The organism is Stenotrophomonas sp. UBA7606, assembly GCF_002477705.1.
GTDB lineage: Bacteria > Pseudomonadota > Gammaproteobacteria > Xanthomonadales > Xanthomonadaceae > Stenotrophomonas.
Genome location: NZ_DLJW01000116.1, coordinates 1 through 12320, shown reverse-complemented (window position 1 = coordinate 12320; position 12320 = coordinate 1). Strand labels below are relative to the sequence as shown.

Below are 12320 nucleotides of genomic sequence, written 5' to 3'. Positions count from 1 at the left end.
ACAGCAGCTGGCCCTCGCGGGTAGGTACCAGCCGGCGCCCGCTGCGCTCGAACAGCACCACCCCCAGCTCCCGTTCCAGCGCCTGCAGCTGCAGGCTCACCGCCGGTTGGCTGACAAAAAGGGCTTCCGAGGCACGCGAAACCGAGCCCAGGCGCACCGTCTGCAGGAACGCCCGCAGCGGCTTCAGCCGATCAGACTTGTAGGAAAAACGCGGGGTTACGGGCATCTTGGTGGGCATGGCGATGCCAGTATTAGCACAACTTATAGATAACATTGCAAAAACTGTTTTGTTAAATACCTCCCTGCGGCGGCACGTTGGAGTCCCCGACATACGCAGGTACCTCCGATGTCCGCCGTCGCCCACGCAGTCGCCACGCCGCAGTCCGCCCCCCGCCCGACCCCGGGCATCACCCTGACCACCCAGCTGGCCGGCCAGTCCGCGCTGCTGCCGGCCGGCGTGCTGGGCCTGCTCGTATCGCTGCACCGGGCGGTCGAGCCGGGCCGGCAGGCACGCTTGGCGGCCCGCCGCGAGCGCCAGGCCTTCTTCGACCAGGGCGGGCTGCCGGATTTCCGCGCCGATACCCGCGCCATCCGTGAGGAGGACTGGCGGGTGGCGCCGATCCCGGCCGCGCTGCAGGACCGCCGCGTCGAGATCACCGGGCCCACCGACCCGAAGATGGTCATCAATGCGCTGAACTCCGGTGCCAAGGTGTTCATGGCCGACTTCGAGGATTCGACCTCGCCGACCTGGCGCAATGTGCTGGCCGGCCAGCAGACGATGAAGGCGGCGGTGCGCGGTGACCTGGATTTCACCGCGCCGGCCACCGCCAAGGGCCCGGGCAAACACTACACGCTGCGGCCGTTCGACGAGCAGGCGGTGCTGATCGTGCGCCCGCGTGGCTGGCACCTGGACGAGAAGCACGTGCTGATCGACGGCCAGCCGATTGCCGGCGGCCTGTTCGATGCGGCGCTGTTCGCCTTCCACAACGCGCAGACGCTGATGGACAAGGACCGCGGCCCGTACTTCTACCTGCCCAAGCTGCAGTCGATGGAAGAGGCGGCGCTGTGGGAGACCGCGCTGTCGCACATCGAGGGCATGCTGGGCCTGCCGCAGGGGCAGATCAAGGTCACCGTGCTGATCGAGACACTGCCGGCGGTGTTCGAGATGGACGAGATCCTGCATGCGCTGCGCGAACGCATTGTCGGCCTGAACTGCGGCCGCTGGGATTACATCTTTTCCTATCTGAAGACCTTCCGCCGTCACCGCGACAAGGTGCTGCCCGAGCGCGGCCAGGTGACCATGACCCAGCCGTTCCTGAAGGCCTATTCGGAACTGCTGATCAAGACCTGCCATCGCCGTGGCGCACATGCGATGGGCGGCATGGCCGCGCAGATCCCGATCAATCACGACGCCGCTGCCAATGAGCAGGCGATGGCGCGGGTGCGCGCCGACAAGCTGCGCGAAGTCACCGCCGGCCACGACGGCACCTGGGTGGCACACCCGGCGCTGATCCCGGTGGCGCGTGCCATCTTCGACGAGCACATGCCCGGGCCCAACCAGCACCACGTGCTGCGCCGTGACGTGCAGGCCAGCCACGATGAACTGATCGCCCCGTGCAGCGGCACCGTCACCCGCGCCGGCTTTGAGAACAACGTCGAAGTCTGCGTGCGTTACCTGGCTGCCTGGCTGGACGGCAACGGCTGCGTGCCCATCCACAACCTGATGGAAGACGCAGCCACCGCCGAGATCAGCCGCAGCCAGATATGGCAGTGGCTGCATGCCGGCAACCAGCACCTGGACGACGGCACCGCGATCGACCTCGCGCTGCTGGACAGCACCCTGCGCGCGCTGCCGGCGCGCCTCGGCGACACCTCCGCCCTGCCCGGTGGCGGCCGCATCACCCAGGCCATCGGCCTGCTCGACCAGCTCAGCCGCGCCGACACCCTGGCCGAGTTCCTGACCCTGCCGGCGTATCGGCAGATCGATTGACCCGACTTCCCCCTACGTACGCATTCGACTTGAGGACGACACGATGAGCACCTATCAGCAACAGATCGACGCCCTGCAGCAGGACTGGGACAGCAACCCGCGTTGGAAGGGGCTGAAGCGCACCTACAGTGCCGCCGACGTGGTGCGCCTGCGCGGCAGCGTGCAGCCGGAACATACCCTGGCCAAGCGCGGCGCCGAGCGCCTGTGGGAACTGGTCAATGGCAGCGCGAAGAAGGGCTACGTCAACGCCTTCGGTGCGATCAGCGCCGGCCAGGCCATGCAGCAGGCCAAGGCTGGGCTGGAAGCGGTGTACCTGTCCGGCTGGCAGGTGGCTGCCGACGGCAATACCTCCGAAACCATGTACCCGGACCAGTCGCTGTACGCCTACGACTCGGTGCCGACCATGGTCCGCCGCATCAACAACACCTTCCAGCGCGCCGATGAGATCCAGTGGAAGAACATCATCGACGGCAAGGTCAAGGCCGAGGACGCGATCGACTTCTTCCTGCCGATCGTTGCTGATGGCGAGGCCGGCTTCGGCGGCGTGCTCAACGCCTATGAGTTGATGAAGAACATGATCGTTGCCGGCGCCGCCGCGGTGCATTTCGAGGACCAGCTGGCGGCGGTGAAGAAGTGCGGCCACATGGGCGGCAAGGTGCTGGTGCCGACCCAGGAGGCGATCCAGAAGCTGTCCGCCGCGCGCCTGGCGGCGGATGTGCTGGGCGTGCCGACCATCGTGCTGGCCCGCACCGATGCCGAGGCCGCCAACCTGTTGACCAGCGACTTCGACCCCAATGACGCCCCGTTCGTCACCGGCGAGCGCACCGCCGAGGGCTTCTACCGGGTCAAGAACGGCCTGGAACAGGCGATCAGTCGCGGCGTGGCCTATGCCCCGCATGCCGACCTGGTGTGGTGCGAGACCGGCACCCCCGACCTGGGCTTCGCCCGCGAGTTCGCCCAGGCCGTGCACGCCGCCAGCCCCGGCAAGCTGCTGTCCTACAACTGCTCGCCATCGTTCAACTGGAAGAAGAACCTGGACGACAAGACCATCGCCAAGTTCCAGGACGAGCTGGCCGCGCTGGGCTACAAGTACCAGTTCATCACCCTGGCCGGCATCCACATCAACTGGTTCAACACCTTCAAGTTCGCCCACGACTACGCGCGGGGCGAGGGCATGCGCCACTACGTGGAGCAGGTGCAGGAGCCGGAATTCGCCGCCCGCGAGCAGGGCTACACCTTTGTCTCGCACCAGCAGGAAGTGGGCGCCGGTTACTTCGACGATGTGACCACGGTGATCCAGGGCGGCGCCTCAAGCGTCACCGCCCTGACCGGGTCCACCGAAGAAGAGCAGTTCCAGACTGAAAAGGCCGCCTGAGCGGGATCGATTCCGGCAGCATGTTTGCTTTGGGGGCCTGCGGGCCCCCCTTTTTTGTCCAGGCGCTGTCCGGGCCTGGCTGCTTTGTGACCGCAGTCAGTCCCTCTTACGGCTTGCGGCTAAGGTGTGCCCCGATCAGCGGCGAAAAATGCGGCGGGGTGTACCCATGTCTGTTTATTTTGGTGATAGTCTCGTGAGCTTCCCGGCTGCCACGCCGGGGTCCATGAGGCAAGGAATGAGCGGCATGGGTATAGGGGAACCGGCGCTTCACGAGCGCCCGGTCGGCGTTGCGCCGAGCGGGGGCGTCCCCCTGCGCGCGCAGCTGTCCGCGGTCGAGTTCGCCCTGTTCGCCCAGTTTGGTATCCGCCACGATCTGCAGGCCAACACCCAGCTGTTCCGGCGCGGTGACGTGGGCACCTCGATGTTCATCGTGGTGAGCGGCGCCATCAGCCTGGATTTCGGTGCTGGCCTGGCGCCCAAACAGCTGCTGTGCAATGACTTTTTCGGCGAGCTCGGCCTGCTGATCGAGCGCCACCCGCGCTCCTGTGATGCGCGTGCCAGCTGTGACAGTGTGCTGCTGGAAATCACCCACGCCAACTTCCACCGGCTGATCGACCAGGATCCGGCCACGGTGGTGTTCTTCCTGCGTCGCACGCTCGCGCGCGTGGTGTCCAGCGAGCAGCGCCTGATCGGGCAGCTCAGCCGCCGCAACCAGGAGCTGGAAGCTGCGCTGGGCAACCTCTACAGCACGCACAATGAGCTCACCAACACCCGCGAGCTGGTGTACACCGATGACCTCACCGGGCTCAACAACCGTCGTGCCCTCACCGCTTATCTGCAGCGCTCGCACCGCTCCGGCAAGCGCCCGCAGGGGTTGTTGCTGATCGACTGCGATGACTTCAAGGGCCTGAATGATGTCCATGGTCATCTGGTGGGTGACCAGGCCCTGCAGCGGTTGGGGCGGATCCTGAACTCGGTGGCGGGCAACGACGACATCGCTTGCCGCCTGGGCGGCGATGAATTCTGCATCCTGCTGGCGCAGGCCGACGTCGACTGCCTGGCCCGGGTGGCTGATTTCATCCTGGAAGCAGCACGCGGCTGGGGCAGTGATCCGCGTGCGGCGGCCGAAGCCTGCTCGGTCAGCATTGGCATGGCCCTGGTCGATGAGGGACATCACTGGAACGACACCTATTCGCGTGCTGACAAGGCCTTGTACGAGGCCAAGCGTCGTGGCGGCAACCGTGCACAATGGTTCGTCGACCGCAGCAGCGGGCAGCGGCGCCTGGGGTGAACACGTGCAGGAGCCTTCCGCCCCAGATGCAGCCCAGCGGCAACTGAAAACCCTGGTGCTGACCGACCTGTGTGATTCGGTCGCACTGGTCGAACGCGTGGGCGATGCGGCGGCGGCGGATCTGTTCCGTACGCTGGATGCACGGGTACTTGGTTTGCTGCAACAGTGGAACGGACGCCTGATTGACCGTTCCGACGGCATGCTGCTGCTGTTCGAGGCACCTACCCAGGGCTTGGGGTTCGCGCTGGCCTATCTGGAGGAGCTCGAACGGCTGGGGCTGGAACAGCGGCTACCGCTGCGCGCCCGCGTCGGTATCCACGTCGGCTACGTGCTGGCCTGGCAGAACAGCGAAGCGGCGGTGACTGCCGGTGCCAAGCCATTGGAAGTGGAAGGCGTGGCCAAGCCAACGGCTGCACGCCTGATGGCATTGGCACGGCCCAACCAGATCCTGGTGTCGGCGGTGGCCGAGTCGTTGCTGCGGGGCGGCCAGCATGAACTGGGCGAGCGTGGCGCACAGCTGCAGTGGAAGTCGCATGGTCGCTGGTATTTCAAGGGCCTGCCCACGGTGCAGGAAGTGTTCGAGGTGGGAGCGCCGGGGCGGGCACCATTGCGCATGCCAGTGCGGTCATCCAAGGCATGGCGCGCGCTGCCGCTGTGGCGTCGGCCGGCGGCCTTGATTGCGGAGATGGCACTGCTGGCCGGGTTGGTTGTGCTGACCTGGGTGCTGGTACGGCCCGAACCAGCGATCGCTTTTGGCGAACGGGACTGGGTGGTGGTGGGCGGCTTCACCAATGCAACCGAGGACCCCCGGTTGTCTGACGCGCTGCGTGAAGCACTGCGCATGAGCCTGGAGCAATCCCGCTATGTAAACGTGCTCAGTGACCTGAAGACTCGGGAAACCTTGCAGCAGATGCGGCGTGACCCCACCCAGATGATGGATCGCGCCACTGCGATCGAGCTGACAGTGCGGGAAGGGGCCCGGGCCCTTATCCTGCCATCGGTGCGCGAAGTGAACGGAAAACTGCGGGTCACGCTGGACGTGATCGACCCGGCGAGCGGCAAGACGGTTTACTCCGAGCATGTGGATGGCAATGGCTTGGAGTCCTCGCTGGTGTCCACGGACAAGGTGGCCAACCGGCTGCGACGACACCTGGGCGAAGCACTGGCGGAGATTACCAGTCACTCGGCTCCCTTGCCCCGGGTTGCGACCAGCAGCCTCGATGCACTGCATGCCTATTCGGTAGGACTGAATGCCTATGCGGACAATCGCCGCGATGACGCCTTGGGGCATTTCGAACAGGCCGCGCGGCTGGATCCGGATTTCGCGGCGGCCTACATGGGGCAGATGCGGGTGGCCTCTTCAAAAGGCGACTTTGCCCGAGCGCGCGATCTGCTCGCGCAGGCAGCCTCCCACCGGGCCAACCTGAGCGCACGGGATCAGCTCTACCTGGATAGTTGGAATGCCGAGCTCTCGGGTGCTGGCGCGGTCGAGGCTGCGCATCGCTGGAAATTGCTCGGCGACCTGTACCCCGATTTCCATACGGCCCATCACAACCGTTCGGGTGCGTTGTTCAGTCTGGGCAGATATGCGGAGGCCGAACGCGAGGTACGCCTTGCCCTGGTACCGCAGAACCCCATGCGGACGGTATCGCTCCGGCATCTGGCGCGCCTGGAGCTTGCACAGAACAAAAACCAGCAAGCACTGACCTCCTTCCAGCAGGCCAGTGCGATGGGAGGGCCGCCGGATCGTGAGTTGGCGGCTGCGATGGCGGCGGTGGATGACTTTGACGGGGCATGGCGTGTGCTTGCTGCCATCCCCGAAAGCTCCACGCCTGCGTGGCTGGAACGCATTGCCGTGGCTGTTGACCAGGGCAATCTGGCCGCTGCACGGGAACACGCGCGCAAGGCACGCTTGTTGTGCGAGTTGGGGGACTCTGTTTGCAGCACATTTGACCTGCAGTCGCTGGCACTGCGTCTGTTATCCGATGGCGCGCCGGCTGCGGCGGAGTTCGAGCGGTGGTTGATCTTGTTCCATCGCAACGCCACCAGCGGGCAGGCCGGGGATGCCGGCGACTGGGCGTTCATGGCGGCTGCCACGCTGTACCTGGCGCAGCGCTCCGAGCATGACGCGCTGGTTGCTGCATGGCTGCCGCGCATGATGGCGATGGCCACGCAGGTCGACGAGCGCCGCGCGCGGCAGTTGGTTGGCCTGGTACAGGCTGGGGCTGAAGCCGACCCGGCACGGCTGTCCGGGATGATCGGGCAGCTGCAGGGGCAGGTGGATGGAACCGAGCTGATCCAGCTGCATGTGCAGCTGCAGGCCCTGCATGCGCGTAACGGCAACGTCGCGGCGGCGGGTCACGAGCACGGATGGGTTGCTGCACAGCGTGGCCTGGCCTATACGGAGAACGCCGGCACTTATGCGCTGCTTGCCTTGAACGTGGCTGACGTAAGGCGCGCCCGCCTGGAGCGGGCGCAGTGACATCAAGCCCCGTTGGGCGCTGACGACGGGTCGTTCCCGCTCATGAAGCAGTAGGGAACAAAAAATGCCGCCGAAGCGGCCAGGTGCTCCATCAACTGGGCACGGGCATGTTGGAACTCTTCCTTGCTTGCCAGCGGCCCGCTGAACTCACAGGTCTCGCAGGCAGCAGCGGCCTCGCTGCTGACAAGCGCCATGGCACCGGCAGGGTCGAGTGCGAACTTCTCGCGGAAGCCATCATCGGAACAGAGAAAGTCGAGCAGCTTTTCCGCATCGGCGGCAGACAGGGGGGGCTTGTTTGTGTTCATGGTTGTCGTTGTCAGTTGATGATGGTGCTGGTTTGGATGCCGCGCATGAAAGAATAATAGCGGTGCTCACGCGATTCTCTTGAGCCGACCACTGGCTGCACCGGGTCGTAAGATGCGCGTTTTCTGCTGTTCTTTTGCATGGAGAGGCCGTTGTGAAATTCCGTCGTTGCCACATTCTGGCCGTGATGCCGGTGGAGAAAGTGGACTTCTCCGTGCACCAGGTATTTGCTGGGGGTGCGGGCTTGAATGTGCGCAGGCAGCTGCAGGTCCTGGCGGCGCACCTGGACCAGCCCTGCGTGGTGGACGAGGAGCAATGCCTTTTCCTTTTTTCATGCAGCCCGGGCGTATGGCAGGACATGCCGGGGCAGGAAGCGCAGCAAGTGCTGGTGCAGTCTCTGCTCGCGCTCGGATTGCTGTTCCTGGAGAACACGGCAACGGGCCAGGCCTGGGAAGCCGATGCACGACTGCGTGAAGTGCCGTGGTGGCCATTGGCGGCGATCCATCACAGGCATGCACGATGGCATGACGTGGACAGTGCTCTGGAGATGCGGCGCAATCAGATGGTTACTGCAGATGACCTTGTGCGCAAGCTGGGCAAGCCCCCACTGGAAGCGCTGCCGCGACAGCACAATGCGTACCGCTTGCACACGGTGGAGGATGATCCGGCCGCACTGGCACTGTCACGTCGTACTACCTGCCGGAATTTCGATCCTGCACGTCCGCTGTCGCTGGCGTTGGTGAGCCTGCTTCTGCAACAGGTGTTGATGGCGCAGGGGCAGGTAGAGACCGAGCCTGGCGTGCGGTTCCTGAAGAAGAACGTGCCTTCCGCAGGTGGCTTGCATCCTGTCGAGGCGTATCTGGTGGTGCAGAATGTCGAAGGACTCACGGCGGGGCTCTACCACTACCATGCGGTAAGCCATGAGCTGGCGGCCACAACCCGTCAGCCCGACGATATCGCGCAGTTCGCGCTACAGCTGCTGGCGGGCCAGGACTGGTTTGCGACCGCACCGGTGCTGGTGGTGCTCACCTGTCGCTTTGGTCGCAACTTCTGGAAGTATCGCAATCACACCAAGGCGTACCGTGCGGTGTGTCTGGATGCAGGTCATGTTTCCCAGGCGCTGTACACGGCGGCCACCGCGCAGGGGTTGGGCGCTTTTGTCACAGCGGCGATCAACGAACATGAGATTGAGACGCTGTTGGGGACCGACCCGATGCAGCAAGGGGCGCTGGCAGTGTCCGGCTTTGGCTGGCGTGCCGATACCCTGGTCACGCCGGAGTTCGATCCGCTTGGTCGCTCGCGGCAAACCCAGGTAACGGCCAGCACCCGGGGCGGCGGCCCGGGTCGATTGGCTGAGCAGCATGCAATGCACGCAGCGACGGACGCGCTACCTTGATGACCTGCCTTACGTTGCCTCGAAATCCACCAGCACCGCACCATCGGCTACCTGGTCACCGGCTTTCGCACGGAAGCCTTGCACGGTGCCATCGGCCGGTGCCTGCAGGGTGTGCTCCATCTTCATTGCTTCCATCACCAGCAGCGGCGTGCCACGGCTGACGGTGGTGCCCGGCTGCACAAGCAGGGTGACGACGCGGCCGGGCATCGGTGCCAGCAGGCTGCCGCCGTGGTCGTTGCTGTTGTCGGCGTCGGCGACCGGGTCGTGGATGTTGAAGCGTTGCTGCTGGTCGCTGCCAAACACGTACAGCGTATTGCCCTCGCGAATGGCGTTGCCACGCTGCAGGCGTTCACCCAGCTGCAGGGCGTAGCCGGCGCTGCTGCATGTCCCGCTCACATTGATGGTGGTATCGCCCAACTGCACTTGCCAGCCGTTGGCACAGTCGCGTACCTGCAGCTGCTTGCGCTGGTCCAGGTGCTCCAGGGTCACCAAGCGTGCCGCATGGCCAGTGATACGCCAGCTGTCGGCGATTGCCCACGGTGAAACATCGCTGCTGCGAGATTCGTCGCTGGCTACCGCAAGCACGGCGGCCAGCGCCCAGTCATTGTCACCGGCGGCGACGTGGTGGATATCCAGCGCGTCGCGCTCGCGCTCGATCAGCGCGGTATCGAGGTTGGCGGTGCAGAACGAATCGGTCATCACCAGCCGGCGCAGGAAGGCGGCATTGGTGGTAACACCGACGACCTGGCACTGCGCCAAGGCCTGCTGCATGCGCTGCAGGGCGCGGTCGCGGTCCACGTCCCAGACGATGAGCTTGGCGATCATCGGATCGTAGTACGGGGTGATGGCATCGCCTTGTTCCACGCCGGCATCAATGCGGACATTGGCGCTGGGCTGTGGCAGGCGCAGATGACGCAGGGTGCCGGTGGAGGGCAGGAAGCCGCGGTCGGCGTCTTCGGCGTACAGGCGGGCTTCGATGGCGTGGCCATGTATCTGCAGCTGGTCCTGCGCTTTCGGCAAGGGCTGACCGGCGGCCACGCGCAGCTGCCATTCGACCAGGTCGGTACCGGTGATCAGTTCGGTGACGGGGTGCTCCACCTGTAGGCGGGTGTTCATTTCCATGAAATAGAAATCACCGTCGGGGCCGGCGATGAACTCCACCGTGCCGGCCCCGACATAGCCCACGGCGCGCGCGGCATCGGTAGCGGCCTTGCCCATGGCAGCGCGACGCTCGGCAGTCATGCCGGGCGCGGGTGCCTCTTCCAGCACCTTCTGGTGACGGCGTTGCACCGAACAGTCGCGCTCGAACAGATAGACGACATTGCCGTGGCTGTCGCCGAACACCTGGATCTCGATATGGCGCGGGCGCTCGACGTACTTCTCCACCAGCACATGCGCATTGCCGAACGACGCCTGCGCCTCACGCTGGCAGCTGGCCAACGCGGCTTCAAAGTCGGCACTGGCCTCGACCTTGCGCATGCCCTTGCCACCACCGCCAGCGCTGGCCTTGATCAGTACCGGGTAGCCGATGGCGTCGGCCTGCGCGCGCAGGAACTCGGGCTCCTGGCGCTCGCCGTGGTAGCCCGGCGTCAGCGGCACGTTGGCGGTCTGCATCAGCGCCTTGGCCGAGCTCTTGTCGCCCATGGCATCGATGGCGCTGGCCGGCGGCCCGATGAAGACGATGCCGGCCTCTGCGCAGGCGCGGGCGAAGCCTGCGTTCTCGGAGAGAAAGCCATAACCCGGATGGATGGCTTGGGCACCGCTGCGGCGCGCGGCGTCCAGGATCACATCGGCGCGCAGATAGCTTTCGGCAGCCGGTGCAGCACCGATATGGATAGCCTCGTCCGCCAGGCGCACATGCCGCGCATTGCGATCGGCATCCGAGTACACAGCGACGGTAGCGATGCCAAGGCGACGGCAGGTAGCAATAACGCGGCAGGCGATTTCACCACGATTGGCGATCAGGATCTTGTTGAACATTGTCTTATCCACGATGTGCCGCGCGGGCAGGGAAGTAGCCGAGGGCTTTCGCCGTTGTTGTTGCTGTTGCTCTTGAACTTGCTTTTGCTCTGCCGGGTCCCTTCCGCAGCGACGGAACCGGTGGGGAATACCCGAAGGGCGACGTGCATGGATGCGCGTCGTTTTTCGCCACGACAGGGATGTCGTGTCGAAAAACCCCACCGGTGGAGTGAACCCGGCACGCGGAGCGTGCTGGGCGCGCAGGCAGGGCGTGCTTGACCAGCCATTCGGCTGTTGAAAGGGCGCTTCTTTTGGTTACTTTTTCTTTGCACGAGCAAAGAGAAGTAACTCGCTTCCCGAAGGGGGGCGAAAGCTCTTGATTCAACGCTCTTTCTTCAAAAAAGCGCATGGGGTCAATCACATCCGGAACACACCAAACCGCGTGTCCTGCACAGGCGCATTGAGACTGGCAGCCAAGGCGAGCTCAAGCACCCGCCGCGTATCCGCCGGATCAATCACCCCGTCATCCCACAAACGCGCGCTCGCATAATACGGATGACCCTGCTGCTCGAACTGGTCACGGATCGGCTGCTTGAACGCATCCTCCTCTTCGGCCGACCACGCCCCACCCTTGGCCTCGATGCCGTCGCGCTTGACCGTGGCCAACACACTGGCGGCCTGCTCGCCGCCCATCACCCCGATCCGCGCATTCGGCCACATCCACAGGAAGTGCGGCGAATACGCCCGCCCGCACATGCCGTAGTTGCCGGCACCGAACGAGCCACCGATCACCACCGTGTACTTGGGCACGCGCGCATTGGCCACCGCCATGACGAGCTTGGCACCATCCTTGGCGATACCGCCGTGCTCGTACTTGCGGCCGACCATGAAGCCGGTGATGTTCTGCAGGAACAGCAAGGGGATATTGCGCTGGCAACACAGCTCGATGAAGTGCGCGCCCTTGAGCGCCGATTCGGAGAACAGGATGCCGTTGTTGGCGATGATGCCAACCGGATGGCCATGCACATGCGCGAAGCCGGTAACCAGGGTGTTGCCGTAACGTGGCTTGAACTCATCCAGGCGCGAACCGTCGACGATGCGCGCGATCACCTCGCGCACGTCATAGGGCTTGCGGGTGTCGCTGGGAATCACGCCGTAAAGTTCCTGCGCGTCGAACAGCGGCGCCTCGCTGGCCTGCAGCCCAATGCCTGCATCGGGCTTGCGCCAGTTCAGGTTGGCGATGATGGAACGCACCCGTGCCAGCGCCTGCAGATCGTTGTCGGCCATGTGGTCGGCAACACCGGAGATGCGCGTATGCACGTCGGCGCCACCGAGTTCTTCGGCGCTGACCACTTCGCCGGTGGCGGCCTTCACCAGCGGCGGGCCACCGAGGAAGATCGTGCCCTGTTCCTTGACGATGACGGTCTCATCGCTCATTGCTGGCACGTAGGCGCCGCCGGCCGTGCAGCTGCCCATCACGCAGGCGATCTGCGGGATGCCCTGTGCCGACAGGTTGGCCTGGTT

General features: G+C 64.9%; 10 protein-coding genes. 5 read left to right on the top strand and 5 right to left on the bottom strand.

All coding sequences use genetic code 11. The annotated features are described in order from the left end of the window. On the bottom strand, positions 1 to 226 hold a 226-nt coding region (locus B2527_RS15410; protein WP_293715518.1), incomplete at its 3' end, for a LysR family transcriptional regulator. Between the two features lie 120 nt (positions 227 to 346). Here B2527_RS15410 and aceB point away from each other — a divergent pair. The 4 genes from aceB (at position 347) to B2527_RS15390 (ending at position 7138) form a co-directional block, all read left to right on the top strand. After that, entirely contained in the window at positions 347 to 1990 is a 1644-nt protein-coding gene (gene aceB / locus B2527_RS15405; protein WP_293715514.1) for a malate synthase A, read from the top strand. A 43-nt stretch (positions 1991 to 2033) separates the two neighbouring features. After that, positions 2034 to 3365 (top strand): isocitrate lyase, encoded by a 1332-nt coding sequence (gene aceA, locus B2527_RS15400; protein WP_293715511.1) that lies wholly within the window; start codon positions 2034 to 2036, stop codon positions 3363 to 3365. Between the two features lie 244 nt (positions 3366 to 3609). Then, positions 3610 to 4656, top strand: a complete 1047-nt coding sequence (locus tag B2527_RS15395) for a GGDEF domain-containing protein (protein ID WP_293715508.1) — start codon at positions 3610 to 3612, stop codon at positions 4654 to 4656. Further along, positions 4607 to 7138, top strand: coding sequence for a putative peptide modification system cyclase (locus B2527_RS15390; protein WP_293715505.1), 2532 nt, complete (start codon positions 4607 to 4609; stop codon positions 7136 to 7138). The genes B2527_RS15395 and B2527_RS15390 overlap by 50 nt, the downstream gene beginning before the upstream one ends. Positions 7139 to 7140: 2 nt before the next feature. On the opposite strand, the gene B2527_RS15385 is transcribed toward B2527_RS15390, so the two are convergent. Further along, on the bottom strand, positions 7141 to 7443 hold the full coding sequence (locus B2527_RS15385; protein ID WP_293715502.1) for an NHLP-related RiPP peptide: 303 nt from the start codon (positions 7441 to 7443) through the stop codon (positions 7141 to 7143). An 11-nt stretch (positions 7444 to 7454) separates the two neighbouring features. Next, positions 7455 to 7757 (bottom strand): hypothetical protein, encoded by a 303-nt coding sequence (locus B2527_RS15380; protein WP_293715521.1) that lies wholly within the window; start codon positions 7755 to 7757, stop codon positions 7455 to 7457. Here B2527_RS15380 and B2527_RS15375 point away from each other — a divergent pair. Beyond that, a complete protein-coding gene (locus B2527_RS15375; protein WP_293715516.1) occupies positions 7644 to 8837 on the top strand; it encodes a putative peptide maturation dehydrogenase in 1194 nt (397 codons plus the stop codon). The genes B2527_RS15380 and B2527_RS15375 overlap by 114 nt on opposite strands. A 9-nt stretch (positions 8838 to 8846) precedes the next feature. Here the strand turns inward: B2527_RS15375 and B2527_RS15370 are convergent, their stop codons facing one another. Together B2527_RS15370 and B2527_RS15365 are read right to left on the bottom strand one after the other, a co-directional pair. After that, the gene (locus B2527_RS15370; RefSeq protein WP_293715499.1) at positions 8847 to 10817 is read right to left on the bottom strand and encodes an acetyl/propionyl/methylcrotonyl-CoA carboxylase subunit alpha; all 1971 of its coding nucleotides are present in this window, start codon (positions 10815 to 10817) and stop codon (positions 8847 to 8849) included. A gap of 396 nt (positions 10818 to 11213) precedes the next feature. After that, a partial coding sequence (locus tag B2527_RS15365) for a carboxyl transferase domain-containing protein (RefSeq protein WP_293715496.1) occupies positions 11214 to 12320 on the bottom strand: 1107 nt, incomplete at its 5' end.

Bases quoted from the DNA above. Each gene is read 5' to 3' on its own strand.
- aceB (WP_293715514.1), top strand. From the start codon at position 347: ATGTCCGCCGTCGCCCACGCAGTCGCCACGCCGCAGTCCGCCCCCCGC.
- aceA (WP_293715511.1), top strand. From the start codon at position 2,034: ATGAGCACCTATCAGCAACAGATCGACGCCCTGCAGCAGGACTGGGAC.
- B2527_RS15395 (WP_293715508.1), top strand. From the start codon at position 3,610: ATGGGTATAGGGGAACCGGCGCTTCACGAGCGCCCGGTCGGCGTTGCG.
- B2527_RS15385 (WP_293715502.1), bottom strand. From the start codon at position 7,443: ATGAACACAAACAAGCCCCCCCTGTCTGCCGCCGATGCGGAAAAGCTG.
- B2527_RS15370 (WP_293715499.1), bottom strand. From the start codon at position 10,817: ATGTTCAACAAGATCCTGATCGCCAATCGTGGTGAAATCGCCTGCCGC.